Source organism: Leucobacter sp. OH1287 (genome assembly GCF_003859945.1).
Lineage (GTDB): Bacteria > Actinomycetota > Actinomycetes > Actinomycetales > Microbacteriaceae > Canibacter.
This window is the reverse complement of record NZ_RQYM01000012.1, coordinates 1-14195: the sequence shown is the minus strand read 5'-3', so window position 1 is coordinate 14195 and position 14195 is coordinate 1. Positions and strand designations below refer to the sequence as shown.

Sequence of the window (14195 nt, the reverse complement as noted above, 5' to 3'; positions counted from 1 at the left end):
TTCCCGCTTTGTAAACCCTTTTTACGCCCTGGTGAGCTGGCGGATCGCGTCTCGCGCCGCCGGATACTCCTCGCACAGCTCCTCCCTGCTACCAAGCTCAAACCCGTCCCAGCTGAACGGTGGCGCCATGGTTGTGCCAACCAGCGCCCACGAGCCGGCGGGGGCGGATCCGTGCCAGCAGTCAGCGGGCACAATCAGCTGCGGGCGTTCACCCGCGGCCAGGTCGGGTCCGAGGCGGTGTTCGCTGGTGGATCCGTCCGGGTTAAGCACCAGCATGTTTAGGGCGCTGCCCGCGTACCAGTGATACACCTCCGGTGAATTTAAACGGTGCAGGGCAGAGAAATCGCCCGCCGCGAGCAGATAATAGATTGCGCTGGAGTGCTCGGAGGCGAGAGTGTTTCGAAAGAATCCACCCTCGTGCGGCAGCGGCGCAAGCTCAAGCTGCCGCACAATCTCGCGCGCCTCAGCCGGCAGGGAGGCGAGCGTCGCCGGATCCGCACTCACGCCAGCTGCGCCTGTTTAGTCTGCTTGAAACGCTTAGCCATAAACAGCAGCACAACAAGCGTCACAACATACGGCAGTGCGTCGGTGAGCTGCTGCGGCAGGCCGAGGCTCTGCAGCCTGAACCCGAAGGCGTCCGTCAGGCCGAACAGTAGCGCAGCGCCGAGCACCCCGATCGGGTGGGCACGAGCGAGCATCACAGCGACCACCGCGATCCACCCGCGACCCGCCGACATGTTCTCTGTGAACTGTTGCACGTTACCGAGCGCGAGCTGAGCACCGCCGAGTCCTGCGAGCGCGCCGGAGATAATCACCGCGGTCAGCTGGTAGTGGTGCGGGTTAACGCCGAGGGTTGCGGCGGCGACGGGGCGCTCACCAACGCCGCGCAGGCGCAGCCCGGTTGGGGTGCGGAACAGCACAAGCCACAGCACCGGCACAAGCAGCAGCGCAAGATAGCCGACCGGGGTCAGTGAGAAGATTTCACCGAGGTACGGGATATCAGAGAGCAGCGGGATCCGCCACACCGGGATGCCGTGGATGCCGGGGTCTTTGAAAACACCCTGCACGCCGAACACCGCGACGATTAGGAAGGTTGTTAAACCGACAGCGAGAATGTTCATCGCAACCGCGAGCACAATCGGGTCACCGCCGCGATAGACGCTGCCGTAGCCGAGAATCAGCGAGAAGACGGCGCCCGCGAGCGCACCGGCGAGCGCGCCAACAACCCAGCTGCTGGCGAAGAAGGATCCGGCAACCGCGCCGAAGGCACCGACCAGGATCATGCCCTCCAGACCGATGTTGAAAACACCGGCCCGCTCACACAGCATACCGCCGAGGGCGGCGAGCAGAATCGGGATCAGGGATCTTAAAACCGATGCAAACAGATCGGAGTCTACCAGGTCAAACAGGTTCACTTCGCACCTCCCGCGGCGGCGGCCGAGCGGGATTTTTTAAGCTGCGGCAAAACGATTTTGAAGGAGATAAAGATGATAACGAGCGACTGGATCACCGCGGAAATCTGCGGTGACATGCCAAGCTCGCGGCCCATTGCGTCGCTGCCAACCATAATCGCGGCGAAGAACACGCCAGCGATTGCGGTGCCGAGCGGGCGGTAGAGGGCGAGCAGGGTGACCAGCAGCGCTGTGTAGGCGTAACCGGTCTGCACAACGTGACCCTCTAGCATGCGGGTGTTTGGCAGGCCGATCACCAGCAACACACCGGCAACACCGGCGAGACCGCCCGACAGCACCATTGTTTTCACGGTTAAAAGCCCCGGATTAACACCGCCGTAGCGGGTGAACTCGGGGTTTTTGCCGGCGAGGCCGGACTCGAAACCGTACTTGGTTTTCGCGTTCATAAACACAACCGCGACAAGCAGCGCAATCACCAGGAACAGTGAGACGTTTACGCCGGTCAGGAACGAGGTGATGTGGCTTGTGCCGCCGAAGTTAGCGGCGAGAGACTTCGCGGTTTCGCTGCCACGCGGCACAATATAGGGCAGCAGCACATCCTTGTTAATCTGGGCGCTCGCAATCAGGTCGGTGCTCGGGTCGTTGAGCTTGAAGCGGATCAGCCAGGAGGAGAAGAATCGGGCGGGGTAGTTGAGCAGCAGTGTTGAGATGAGGATTGGCACACCGAGCAGGTTCTGCAGCACAGCTGTGATCAGTCCCCACAGCGCACCGGTGATAAACGCGGTGACAATCGCGGCGATTGTGACGAGGATCGCGGGGCCCGGCAGGTAGAGGGCGACAAGGCCGCCGGTGAGCGCCCCGAGCACCGCCTGACCCTCGGCGCCGAGGTTGAAAATACCGGCGCGGAAGGCGATTGCGATTGCGATACCGAAGCAGACGATCGGGATTGCGCGGTTGATTGTGTTTGTGAAACCGATGCCGGTGCCGAAGGAGCCCTTCACCATCGCGGTGTAGCCGGTTATCGGGTCGGAGCCGGTGATAATCATAAACACCGCGCCAACGGCGAACGCGGAGAGAATAGACAGGAGCACAGAGCTGCTGGCTGCCTTGGTGAGCAGCCGATTAAGCCCGGCCGCTCGGGACTGTTGCTGAACCATACTAATAATCCAACCACATTTGTGAGCCCCGCGCCATTTAGTAAGGGGCGTTTAGCTAACAGTCGCTAAACGCCCCTTAAAAGGCTTTGTTATTCGGTTAAATCTCCCGTCAGAGAGGAGTTAGATGAACCGCTTGATGAACTCGGCGCTGCGCTCCAGGAACGCCTCACCGGAGGCAATCTTACCGGCCGAGGTGTAGAGCCCGTGCGCGTGGTGTGGCCAGTGCACAAGCTCAACGTGGGTGCCGCCCTGCGCGAGCAGCGCGGCATACTCAACAGCCTCGTGGCCGAGCGGATCCAACCCCAGCGACTGAATCAGCGCGGGTGGCTGACGCAGCAGCTGCTTGTCAGCCCTGCCTGCAGCAGCCTCACGCGCCAGCAACAGCGGTGATACGCGGTAGTCTTTCGCTAGTTCACCGCGGGCACCGTGCTCCGGCAGTGAACCACCGTCGCCGCCGCAGCCGCCCTCAATGTAGTTGTCGATAAACCAGCGGAGGGTTTTTGCGCTGAGCGGGAAGCCGTCGGCGAGCTGCTCCCAGCCCGGTGACTCGCTGTCAACGTTCAGCATCGGGTAGAGCGGCACCTGGCATTTCACGGTTGTGCCGTCAACGAGCATACGCGGTTCGAAGGCGATAACGTTTGCGAGACCGCCGCCCGCGGAGTCGCCGATGGTGGCGATGCGGTTTGCATCCCAGCCGTTTTCTGCGGCGGTGTCACGGATCCACTCGATCGCGCGAACACAGTCCTCGTGGCCGACGGGGAAGCGGTGCTCCGGCCCGAGCCGGTAGTCAACCGCAACCACCGGCAGACCGGTGAGGGTTGCGAGCCTGCGGCAGACCGGGTCGTGGGTGTCGAGGGATCCAATAACCCAGCCGCCGCCGTGGAAGAACACGATAACACCGTCGCTTGGCTGTTTGCTGCTGCGGTTGTCGTAGACTCGCACGAGGAAGCGTGAATCGTCTGACCCGACCGCCACGTCTCTAACGCTTAAAACCCCGTCGGGGGTGAGGCCGTTTGCGGCAGATGATTTCTCGTAGTTTGCACGAGCGGTTGCAACATCCGGGGCATCCTGGAACGACTTGCTGCCGTTCTCGCGGAACGCCTCAATCAGGGGGCGCTGGTCTGCGGCAACCTCTGTTGTGGGAATCAGGTCAGACATAATCCACCTCTTCTTTACTGTTTAGAGGGATACTACCTCAGCGCCTGAGCGCACAACGTAGTCCTCTGGCTTGAATTCTTCAGCGAGCTGGCGGTACTCCTCAACGGTTCCTGACCAGTTGTTAATAACCTTACCCTTAGAGTTCTTGTACCAGCTAGAGCAGTCGCTAGAGAATGAAGATCCCTCCATGTCTTTCTGCAGCTTGGTGTTGAACGCCTCAAGCACCTCCGGCTTCACCTCAACAGATGCCTTGTCGAGGTCAGCGGTTTTGCGCAGCGCGTCAAGCACGTGCTCCTGCTGGATCTCCAGCATGGTAACAACAGAGTTGTGGTTGAGGTTGGTGTTTGGCCCATACATCAGGAACATGTTTGGGAAACCATCAACTGACAGACCAACGTATGCTTCTGCGTCCTCCTCGCCCCAGCGGTCTGCGAGTGACAGGCCGTCGCGACCGATGATCTTCAGATCACCCTGGAAGCGCTGTGAGTAGAAGCCGGTGCCGTAGATGATAACGTCAGCCTCGTGCTCAACGCCGTCAGCGGTAACGATACCGTTCTCGGTGAAGTGGTCGATGCCCTCGGTAACAACGCTAACGTTGTCGCGCAGCAGTGCTGGGTAGAAAGCAGAGGTGCGCAGGATTCGCTTACAACCGAAGTCGTAGTTCGGAGTGAGTTTCTCGCGCAGCTCTGGATCGGTTACCACCTCGTAGAGGTAGTTGAGTGCTTCCTGGCGTCCCTCTGCCTGGCTGCTGGTGTTGTTGCGGGTGCGTTCGAAACCTTCCTCACGCATGGTGTGGATCTCGCGGCGTGATGCCTCGAAGGTTTCAGGGTGCTGCTCGAAGTTGTCGAGCTGCTCAGGGGTGAAGGTGATCTGGTCGCGAGGAAGAATGTAGTTAGCGGAACGCATGAACACGTCGAGGTGGCCAGCGGTTTTTGCTACCTCAGGGATGTACTGCACAGCTGACGCAGCGGATCCGATTGAGATAACCTTCTTGCCGGTGAAGTCAACATCGTGGCGCCACTCTGCTGAGTGGAATTGGATGCCTTTGAACTTCTCCATACCCTCCCACTCTGGGGTCTTTGGTGCGTTTAGCTGACCCCATGCTGGGATGAAGAAGTCTGCTGTGTACTCGCCGCCGTCGCGGGTCTTAATCTCCCAGTGGGCTGCCTCGTCGTTCCAGCGAGCCTCAATCACCTCGGCGTTGTAGTGCATGTGCTTCTCGATGCCGAAGGCGTCCTTCAGAGCAACCTGGTAGCCTAGCATCTCCTCACCCGCAGCGTACATCTGGGAGACGCGCAGGTGTGGGAAGTAGGTGAAGCAGTAAACGTGTGCCTGGGTGTCGCAGGCTGCGCCCGGGTAGGTGTTGTCTCGCCAAACACCGCCAACAGAGTCAGCCTTCTCGAACACAGCGAAGTCCTCAATCCCAGCGCGAACGAGCTGGGCTGCCATGCCGAGACCGCCAAATCCAGAACCGAGAATAGCTACACGATAGTGCTTAGTCATTTTATATCTTCCTTTGTTATCGAAGGTGGAGAGTAAGTTTTTTAGTTTCGAAAGTTGTTATTTAGGGGGATTGCGGATCCGCTTGTCGGGGGCAATGCAATTCGCGGATCCGCAAAATTAGAACTCGACGATCTGGCGCAGCACACTGCCGCTCGCCAGCGCATCCATAGCCTCGTTGATGTTGTCGAGTTCGAAGCTGCCAGAGATCAGCCGCTCAAGCGGCAGTTTGCCCTCGCGCCACAGCTGTTCAAACTGTGGAATATCGCGCTTTGGCACAGCGGAACCAAGGTAGCAGCCGATGATTGTCTGGGCGCGACCGGTGATTTTAACGGGCTCCACCTCGCTCATAGCGCCTGGAGCTGGGAGGCCAACGGTGACCATTCGGCCGCCGAAGCCGATCAGTTTGAACGCGGTCTCAAACGCCTTCGGGTGACCGGCTGCCTCAATAACAGCGTCGGCGGTGATTCCGAGCTCCTCTGCCTGCTGCGGGGTGTACGCCTCGTGAGCGCCCCACTCCTTAGCCAGGTCAAGTTTTTGTTCATTGGCGTCAATCGCAATAACCTTTGCGGGCTCAAGGCCAACAGCGGTGAGCAGCGCAGCCATACCAACTCCGCCGAGTCCAACGATTGCAACGGTGTCTTTGCCGGTCACCTGCGCGGCGTTGAGCACAGCTCCGCCGCCGGTGAGCACAGCGCAGCCGAGAACCGCACCGATTGCTGGTGGCACATCCTCGCCGATCGCCACGATTGAGCGCTTGTCAACAACCGCGTACTCGGCAAAACCAGAGCAGCCGAGGTGGTGTTTAACCTCTTCGCCGTCACGGGTGAGGTGGCCGGTGCCGTCCAGCAAGGTGCCAGCCTCGTTGGTTTTTGAGCCGGGTGCGCAGGGCAGTTTACCGTCGGTGAGACACTCTTTACACTCACCACAGCGCGGCAGGAAGGTCAGCACAACGCGCTGGCCAGGCTTGAACTCTGTGACGTTTGACCCCAGCTCGGTGACGATGCCGGCCGCCTCGTGGCCGAGCAGCATCGGGGTTGGGCGGGGGCGGGATCCGTTAACAACCGAGAGGTCGGAGTGGCAGATGCTGGCTGCCTCGATCTTTACGAGCACCTCGTTCTCGGCGGGGCCGGTGAGCTCCACAGTGTCAACAGTGATTGGTTTGCTCTCTGCAAACGGTGCTGCTGCGCCAATCTGGTTGAGCACCGCGCCGCGGATCTGTTTTGTCGCCATGTTTATCAACTCCATCGTGATGAGGGTGAAGGGTTTAGTACTTAAAGTTTGCACCCACAAACGAGCAAACCTTATGTGGCTAAACAAACACTTTGTACTGAAGTATGTAGAATGTTACACATGGAAAACATGCAGAGTCACCTAGTCGCCGAGGTTAAGGCGCTGCAGCACGACCTGCGGGTTGAGCAGGACAGAAACGACCTGCACAGCCGACTGCTGCTCGCTGACGAGGCGCTGCTTGACGCGCTCGCGGCCGGTGGTGGCCTGGAGGACCTCAGCGCCGGTATCAGCCGCGCGCTCGGCGCCCAGGTGCGGATCTTCGACCTCACCGTCCGTCACGATGTGCGCGGTTCTGCAAGCCTCAGCGACGCCGAACGGCAGCTGCTCGACGCCGCCGCGCGCGAAACCAACCCGCAGAGCTCCGTCGACGAAAACGGACACCCAATCACCGCCTTTAGCGTGAAACGCGGCACCGAGGTGGTTGGCGCGCTCATCGTCTCCAGCGTCCTCGACACACAAACGGCGAGCGTGATGCGGCGCTGTGGGCGAGTGGTCTCAACCTTCATTACAGCGCAGCGGCGGATCCGCGGCGACATCGCCGTCAGGCAGCGGGAGCTGCTCGAGTATGTGCTAACCCCGCCGGTCGGTGGCATCAGCAAAACTATGCTGCGCCGTCTTGAGGAGCACGGCATTGTGCAGGGTGAACCCTTCCGTGTGCTCGTCGGTGACGGTGACCGCCACACCCTCTCCGCGCTCGATCACCGGCTAGAGCAGGATTTCGGGGCGGGCATGCTGCGGGCGATTATCGGCAATCAGCTGGTCAGTCTCGTCAACGAGGCAACCTTCAAACTCGTGCGTGAGCTGTTCTCCGGCAGCAACCGCGGCTGGGAGGGGCTGCTGATCGGTCACTCTCCGCGGCTTCACCGCATCGAGATTGTGCCGCCCGAGATGTCGCTGGTGGAGCGCGTTGTCAGCGCCGCCAGGAGCAGCGCGGTACGAAACAGCGCCGCACGAAGCGGGGCTGTGGGCGGATCCGCCCCACAAAATGAAGTGCTGGTGTCGCTTGAGTCTTACGGCGCGATCGGCGCCTTCCTGTCGCGGGTGAACCTGGAACCGACCCGGATGGCGGTGCGGGAGACGCTCGGGCCGATTCTCGACTACGACAGCAAACACGGAACAGACCTCGCCGAAACCGCCTACACCTTCCTGTTTGTGGGCCGGTCGGTGCCGCTGGTTGCTGAGCAGATGCACCTGCACCCGAACACGGTTCGGCAGCGGCTGGATCGCATCGCCTCGCTGCTCGGGGGAGACTGGTCCTACGGGCAGGCGGGCCTCGATCACCACATTATGCTGGCTGCGCACCGCCTGCTGGACTAGCCTCGGTGGCATCGCTGGCCTCGGCGGCATCGCTGGCCACGGCGGTATCGTTGGCCTCGGCAGCATCGCTGGCCTCGGTGGCAACGCTGTCGGGGGAGTGCCCCGCCATGTAGAGGCCGATAAGCGCCTCGGTCGCCTCCTGGCGGTCGAGCTCCACCACAATCCTGCCCTCGAACATCACCAGAATCCTGCTCGCGAGCGACATAATCTCGGAGAGCTCGGCGGAGATCAAAAGCAGCGCACCGCCCCGGTCCCGATACTCGGTGAGTTCGCGGTGGATCGCGGCAATCGCGCCAATATCAACCCCGCGTGTCGGCTGCTCGGCGATTAACAGCGGTGACTCGGTGTCCATCTCGCGGGCAACCACAACCTTTTGCAGGTTACCGCCGGAGAGTGTGCCAACCGGAGTTGCGGGACTCGCGATTTTCACGCCAAAGCGCGAGATCAACCGTTTCGCGTGCTCGGTCAGACGCTGTTTTGAGAGCAGCCCGCGCTGCAGCAGCGGGGCGTGCCGGTGGTGACCGAGCGCGAGATTGTCGATTGCGGAGGCGGAGCCGGCGGATCCAACCGCGTGGCGATCCTCGGGAATGTAGGCGATACCCGCGTCGCGGCGCTGCGCAATCGAGGCCCTGTCGAGGGTTTTACCGTTTACCGAGACACTGCCGGAGAGGGTTGGACGCATCCCCATAATCGCCTCGGCGAGCTCCACCTGGCCGTTTCCGGCAACGCCCGCGATGCCAACGATCTCGCCGGAGCGGACGGTGAGGGAGGCGCTGTCAACCGCGTTTCTGCCGGTTCCTGCGACCGTCAGCTGCTCAACGGCGAGCACTGTCTTACCCGTAGGCTGCTTCGGCGCGGGCTGACGCAGATCCACATCGCGCCCGGTCATTGCCTGGGTGAGCTCGGCGGCGGTTGTTTCTTTGGTGTTAAACTCGGCGATGCTTTTGCCGTCACGCAGCACGGTGACGCGGTCGGAGATGGACAGCACCTCGCTGAGCTTGTGGGTGATAATAATTATTGTTCGCCCGTCAGCCTGCAGCGCCCGCAAAACCTCAAACAGTTTCTCTGTTTCCTGCGGTGTGAGAACGGCTGTTGGCTCGTCGAGCACCAGAATCTGGGCGCCGCGGTAGAGGGCTTTAACGATCTCAACGCGCTGCAGCACACCGACGGGCACCTCGCTGACGCGGGCGGATGGATCCAGTTGCAGGCCGTATTTTTCGGCGATTGCGGCAACCTCCGCCTCGGCTGCCCGGCGGTCGATTATGCCGCGCTTGGTTGGTTCCTGCCGAAACACCACGTTCTCTGCGATGGTCAGTGACGGGAACAGTTTAAAAGACTGGAACACCATGCCCACGCCGGCATCAATCGCCTGCAGCGGGTTGGTGAAGTTGACCTCTTTGCCGTTGATTCGAATGGATCCGCTATCGGGCCGGTAAATACCCGCAAGCTGGGACATCAGAATTGATTTACCAGCGCCGTTCTCACCCATCAGCGCGTGAATCTCGCCGCTTCGAACGGTTAGATCTACGCTGTCGTTGGCAACAACCCCGGGAAAGCGCTTGGTGATTGCGCGCATCTCAATTGCGTTGTCTGTCATTCTGCTGCCCCTAATCCTGCCGGTCTATGATAACACCCGGGGCGGAAATCGAGAGTGGTTTTACCCTTAAATCCGCCCCGGGTAGCTATCTGGCTGTGAAGCCGTTTAGCTGTTTAGCTGTGTGGCCGCCCGGCTGTGAAGCCGTTTAGCCGTGTAGCTGTGTAGCCGGGTTATGAACCTGATTTCTCGGTTACTTTGATGTCGCCGGACTTGATCTTCTCGGCAACCTCTTTCACCTGCTTCAGCACCTCTGGGTGCTCCATCACAACACAGCCTGAGTCGTCTGCGCCGTCTGCGAGGCTAACCACGTTCATACCGCCCTCAGCGAGGCCGAATGAGCTGGTTGCTTCGGGGTTGCTCTTACCCTCGAGGATCTCGCCAACAACGGTCTCAACAACCTTGTTTACGGCCTTCAGGGTGCCGTCAACGACGTGGCCGGGAGCCATACCGCACTGGTTTGCGTCAACGCCGTACGCGAAGAAGCCTTTCTCAGCGGCGGCCTCCATAATGCCACCGTTAGCTGCCGCACCAACCGCGAACACCTGATCGGTTGCGGTTGTTGAAACGTATGCGATCGCCTGCTCTTTCGCGCGGGCGGTGTCAGCGAACGGGTTCTCGCCACCGATGATCTGCGGCTCAAGCGCGTTAATGTCAGCGGTTACACTCTTCGCGCCAGCTGCGAAACCGTCAGAGTACTTGCGCAGCAGGTCGTTGTCTACAGAGAGCACCGCGCCAACGCTGTTCTGCTTGGTCAGCAGGGCAGCCTCAACACCGAGCAGGTATGAAGGCTCCTGCTCGCGGAAGGTTGCCTGGTAGAGGTTCTCTGGTGCGCCCTCAACAAAGGTGTCGATCAGCAGGAACTTCTGCTCTGGGTACTGCTCAGCAAACTCTTTAGCGAGGTCTGCGAACTGGAAGCCGAGCATCACAACCACGGCTGGCTGCTCAGCAACAGCCTGCTCCAGGTTTGCGCGGCGGGTTGCGTCATCCTTTGACTCGTAGGTGACTGCTTCACCGTCGTGCTTCTCAGCAACGGTGTCGATTCCGGTTTTACCGGAGCGCAGGAACTCGTTCTGTCCGATCGGGTCGGAGGTGATGTAAACGAACTTGCTGTTCTCTGCTGCAGAGTTTGAGTCAGCGCTGTTGCCGCCGGCACAGCCAGCGAGTAGCAAACCTGCGGCTGCCACACCAGCGATTGACGCTGTTACTCGGGTTTTAGTAAACCAGGTCATGGGTTTTCCTTTCATATTGGGTTAAGGCAGCCGAAGCTCGCCAAGCGGGGTGTCCTTTAGTGTCTGCCCGGCAGCGAAGTTAACCACCCGGCGCTCGGTAACCAGCGCGGTGATTAGACTGTGCGGGGTGACATCAAAAGCTGGGTTCAGTGCGGTTGTGCCCGCGGGCGCGGTCTGGGTGCCAGCGAAGTTAACCACCTCGGCGGATCCGCGATCCTCAATCTCAATCGCCTCACCGTCTGCGCAACTGAGGTCGACGGTGCTCTCGGGTGCAACAACAATAAACGGCACACCGGCGTATTTGGCGGCGAGCGCGAGGCTGAAGGAGCCGATCTTGTTTGCGGTGTCACCGTTGGCGGCAACCCGGTCAGCGCCGATCACAACCGCATCGGCTGCTCCGCGGCTGAGCAGGAACGGTGCTGCAGAGTCAACGGCGAGGTCAAACGGTGCGCCAAAGTTGGTCAGCTCCCAGGCGGTGAGGCGGGCGCCCTGCAGCAGGGGACGGGTTTCACAGGCGATAACGTGCGCGAGTGAGCCGCGCTCGTGCAGTGTTTGGATAACGCCGAGCGCTGTGCCGCGCTCAACGGTTGCGAGGCCGCCGGTGTTGCAGATTGTCATCATCCGCACCTGATCTTTCCCGGTTTTTTCGCTCACCAGACGGGTTACCAGGTCAGCGCCGTACTCACCCATGGAGACGCAGCCTGCAATATCGGCGTCGCGCAGTTGCAGCGCGCGAGTGAGAACCGCCGCGTGGCCCTCCGGGAGGGCGGCGAGAGCCTGGTCCACACCCCAAGACAGGTTAACCGCGGTTGGTCTTGCCTCACGCAGTCTCGCTGCGTCGGCGCGCACACGCTCGGGGTCGTTACGGAACTGGTCAGCGAGCAGCGCAACACCGAGCGCTCCGGCGATTCCGAGGGCGGGGGCTCCGCGCACCGCGAGCCTTTGAATATCGGTGATGAGGGTGTCTACGTCGGTAACTCGCAGCTGCTTAACCTCGTGGGGTAGCAGCGTCTGGTCAATCATTGTGATTGCACCGTCTTGCCAGTCTATTGTGCGCAAAACCTCTCCCGCTGGTAGTTTTGTTTTTGGGTACCTGCAACAAGTCTACTCGTTTTTGTGAATCGATATGATTGCCAGCGAACTTTGTGTTTCAGGCGTTAGCGCAACGCGATTTTATAATATATCGTTAAAGAATGAGTGATTTTCAGTTTGATCCAGCAGTCCTAACAGAAATCGCAGACCGCGCAGCAGGCTACGACCTCGCAAACGAGTTCTGTCTCGCCGACATCGCGGCGCTGCGAGAGAGCGGTTACCTCCGCACCGCAGCCCCGACGTCGCTGGGCGGATCCGCAACCACCCTGCTCGCTCAAACCAGGCTGCAGCGCCAGCTCGCCGCCGCCTCACCGGCAACCGCGCTCGCCGCAAACATGCACCAGGTGTGGGCGCAGATCACCGCCTGGCTAAACAACCGCGAAATCGCGGGGGCAGACGGGCTGCTCGCGGACATTGCGGCGGGGGAGATCGCAGCCTTCGGCATTTCTGAGCCCGGCAACGAGGCTGTTCTGCTGGATTCAAAAACAACCGCGGAACCAACCGACGACGGCTACCTGATCAGCGGCACCAAAATCTTCACAACCCTCTCACCGGTCTGGTCGCGGCTCGGGGTGCACGCCAAAATCACCTCTGGCCCAGACAAAGGCAAACTCGTGTTCGGCGTGATCCGGCGCGGCGACACAGCGGGTAAGGAGCTTAGTGCTCGCGGCCAGGAAGCGGGAAGTGACGGGCTTGCTGGCGGATCCATAACCCACCCGGGAGAGTGGAACACCCTCGGTATGCGGGCCACCCACAGCTACACAACCGAGCTTCACGATGTGCCGCTGAAAAACAGCGACGTGATCACCGTCTGCGAGCCGGGTGACGGGGCAAACCCGCTCGTGTTTGCGATCTTCACCAACTTCTCGCTGCTGACCGCTTCGGTGTATCTCGGCGTCGCCGACCGCGCGCTCGAACTCGCTGCTGCCTCGCTCAACCGCTCCCGCGTAACGATGGCCGGTGAGACTGTGCTGCCGCTTGACAACCCGACCCTGCAGACCCGGTTTGTTGAGGCCCAGCTTGCGCACCGCGCCGCGGTTAATTCGGTTGAGCTGCTCGCGGCAGAGTCAGACGCGCAGGCAGCCCGGCCAGCTTGGTTTGTGGATCTTGCAGCAGCCAAGAATCAGGCTGTTGCGAGCGCGCAACACGCCGTCACCGCGGCTATCGCTGTTAGTGGCGCGGCAGCCTACCGGGCAGACAGTGAGCTCAGCAGGCTCTACCGTGATGTGCTCGCGGGGTCATTCCACCCGAGCTCACTCGCCTCGCTCGGTAACATGGTCGCAGGATTAGCTCGCGACTCCTGACCCGTCCGGTTCGCCGTCTTCGTTCAGGTACTCGCCGGTTGCGTAGTCGTACTCAACCGGGTTGTCGTTGGCGTCGGTGCGCACATACCAGTCGGTGACCTCGGGGGCTGCGGAGTCGAAGTCTGCGCCCGCCGCAAACTCGTCATCAACCTCGGTTGGTGTCACCTCCAGTGCGAAGTTATCGCCGTACTCGCTGACACCCTGGCGGACCGCGTTCTTCAGCGCGCTCTCCTCGTAGCGTATGCGGATCATAAACGGATCATTGCGTAGCTCCTGTAGCAGCGCGACCGTGATCAGTCCCAGAATAACCGCGAACGGCAGCGCCGTAATCGTGATCAGGTTTTGCAGCCCCTGTAGCGCGTTCTTGCCGCCGCTGAGCAGCATAACAACCGCGATCCCCGCCATACACAACGCCCAGAAGGCGGTGACCAGTCGCTTCGGTTCCGGGTTACCGCGCTGTGACAGCTGCGAGTTGACGAGCGATGCCGAGTCCGCTGAGGTGATGAAGAAGATCGCGAGGATCCCGATAATCAGCGGCGCCACAATGTTGGTGCCCGGTAACAGCTCCAGCAGCCTGAACATAATCTCGTCCGGGTTTGGCAGCTGCGCCGGATCATTCCCGGGCGCGAACGCCTGCTGTTCCCGCTGGAACCAGATCGCGGTGCCGCCGAGCACGGTGAAGGCGATAATCACAATCGTGCTGGGGATAAACAGCACACCGAGCACGAACTGGCGGATTGTGCGTCCCTTAGAAATCTTGGCGACGAAAACACCAACGAAGGGTGACCAACTAACCCACCACGCCCAGTAGAAGGTTGTCCAGGCGCTCAGGAAGCTCTGCATCTCGGGGCTTTCTGCCATGTTTGCGGAAAGACCGTCGGGGATGCTCGCAAAGTAGTCGATCATAATGCTCGGGATCGCGTTCATAATGAAGGCGCTAGGCCCGACAACAAAAATGAACACGGCCAGGCCGACTGCGAGCACCATGTTGATGTTTGAGAGGATCCGAATCCCCTTCGCAACACCAGAAACCGCCGAGATAATGGTTGGGGACTGTGGATTTAAGTGTGTAACTGGTTCAACTCGCTGATATGTTCAGCAGGAAGGACAAAACACGAATGAATACTGCAACAATG

Annotated in this window: 12 protein-coding genes; 2 read left to right on the top strand and 10 right to left on the bottom strand. The window is 60.6% G+C overall.

The features are described from left to right. Nucleotides 1–21: 21 nt before the first annotated feature. From EII30_RS07190 to EII30_RS07165, 6 genes are all read right to left on the bottom strand, one after another. On the bottom strand, nucleotides 22–504 hold the full coding sequence (locus tag EII30_RS07190; RefSeq protein WP_124886655.1) for a cupin domain-containing protein: 483 nt from the start codon (nucleotides 502–504) through the stop codon (nucleotides 22–24). Then, nucleotides 501–1415, bottom strand: coding sequence for an ABC transporter permease (locus EII30_RS07185; protein WP_124886654.1), 915 nt, complete (start codon nucleotides 1413–1415; stop codon nucleotides 501–503). Before EII30_RS07185 ends, EII30_RS07190 begins: the two co-directional genes overlap by 4 nt. Continuing rightward, entirely contained in the window at nucleotides 1412–2569 is a 1158-nt protein-coding gene (locus EII30_RS07180) for an ABC transporter permease (protein ID WP_124886653.1), read from the bottom strand. The genes EII30_RS07185 and EII30_RS07180 overlap by 4 nt, the downstream gene beginning before the upstream one ends. Nucleotides 2570–2689: 120 nt before the next feature. Next, on the bottom strand, nucleotides 2690–3727 hold the full coding sequence (locus EII30_RS07175; RefSeq protein ID WP_124886652.1) for an alpha/beta hydrolase: 1038 nt from the start codon (nucleotides 3725–3727) through the stop codon (nucleotides 2690–2692). Nucleotides 3728–3748: 21 nt separating this feature from the next. Further along, nucleotides 3749–5230 (bottom strand): NAD(P)/FAD-dependent oxidoreductase, encoded by a 1482-nt coding sequence (locus EII30_RS07170; RefSeq protein ID WP_124886651.1) that lies wholly within the window; start codon nucleotides 5228–5230, stop codon nucleotides 3749–3751. A 117-nt stretch (nucleotides 5231–5347) separates the two neighbouring features. Then, nucleotides 5348–6460, bottom strand: a complete 1113-nt coding sequence (locus EII30_RS07165) for an alcohol dehydrogenase catalytic domain-containing protein (protein ID WP_233569440.1) — start codon at nucleotides 6458–6460, stop codon at nucleotides 5348–5350. A 120-nt stretch (nucleotides 6461–6580) separates the two neighbouring features. Between EII30_RS07165 and EII30_RS07160 the strand changes: the two genes are divergently transcribed. Continuing rightward, nucleotides 6581–7837, top strand: coding sequence for a helix-turn-helix domain-containing protein (locus EII30_RS07160; RefSeq protein ID WP_158608683.1), 1257 nt, complete (start codon nucleotides 6581–6583; stop codon nucleotides 7835–7837). On the opposite strand, the gene EII30_RS07155 is transcribed toward EII30_RS07160, so the two are convergent. The 3 genes from EII30_RS07155 to mtnA form a co-directional block, all read right to left on the bottom strand. Next, the gene (locus tag EII30_RS07155; RefSeq protein WP_124886649.1) at nucleotides 7806–9434 is read right to left on the bottom strand and encodes an ABC transporter ATP-binding protein; all 1629 of its coding nucleotides are present in this window, start codon (nucleotides 9432–9434) and stop codon (nucleotides 7806–7808) included. The two genes, EII30_RS07160 and EII30_RS07155, sit on opposite strands and share 32 nt — an antisense overlap. Before the next feature lie 170 nt (nucleotides 9435–9604). Beyond that, nucleotides 9605–10663, bottom strand: coding sequence for a BMP family ABC transporter substrate-binding protein (locus tag EII30_RS07150; RefSeq protein ID WP_124886648.1), 1059 nt, complete (start codon nucleotides 10661–10663; stop codon nucleotides 9605–9607). Nucleotides 10664–10684: 21 nt separating this feature from the next. Continuing rightward, nucleotides 10685–11722, bottom strand: coding sequence for an S-methyl-5-thioribose-1-phosphate isomerase (gene mtnA, locus EII30_RS07145; protein WP_124886647.1), 1038 nt, complete (start codon nucleotides 11720–11722; stop codon nucleotides 10685–10687). Between the two features lie 134 nt (nucleotides 11723–11856). Here mtnA and EII30_RS07140 point away from each other — a divergent pair, with 134 nt between their 5' ends. Continuing rightward, nucleotides 11857–13059 carry an acyl-CoA dehydrogenase family protein gene (locus tag EII30_RS07140; RefSeq protein ID WP_124886646.1) on the top strand — a complete coding sequence of 401 codons (1203 nt, stop codon included), beginning with the start codon at nucleotides 11857–11859 and terminating at the stop codon, nucleotides 13057–13059. Here EII30_RS07140 and EII30_RS07135 read toward each other — a convergent pair. Then, nucleotides 13042–14100 (bottom strand): BCCT family transporter, encoded by a 1059-nt coding sequence (locus tag EII30_RS07135; RefSeq protein WP_370267049.1) that lies wholly within the window; start codon nucleotides 14098–14100, stop codon nucleotides 13042–13044. The two genes, EII30_RS07140 and EII30_RS07135, sit on opposite strands and share 18 nt — an antisense overlap. Between the last annotated feature and the right edge of the window lie 95 nt (nucleotides 14101–14195).